The sequence below is a fragment of the Secundilactobacillus mixtipabuli genome (genome assembly GCF_002217925.1).
Lineage (GTDB): Bacteria > Bacillota > Bacilli > Lactobacillales > Lactobacillaceae > Secundilactobacillus > Secundilactobacillus mixtipabuli.
In genome coordinates, this window is record NZ_BCMF01000070.1 from 1 (window position 1) to 240 (window position 240).

Below are 240 nucleotides of genomic sequence, written 5' to 3' on the forward strand. Positions count from 1 at the left end.
CATCCAATGCTGAAAATCAGTGCAAGCACTTCAATTCAGCGGGATGCGTTCGACTTGCATGTATTAGGCACGCCGCCAGCGTTCGTCCTGAGCCAGGATCAAACTCTCAATTTATGATTGTTTGTGACTCATTAATATTACTAGCGAAATTGACTTCGCAAATTACATTTGATATCAGCCGAAACTGATATACCCTGCACATTTGTGAAACAAAACTTTGTTCAGTTTTCAAAGATCTAC

1 rRNA gene is annotated in these 240 nt (G+C 40.4%); it reads right to left on the reverse strand.

What is annotated here, in order from left to right:
* Positions 1 to 114 (reverse strand): 16S ribosomal RNA (locus IWT5_RS12040); the annotation flags it as partial.
* Positions 115 to 240 lie beyond the last annotated feature (126 nt).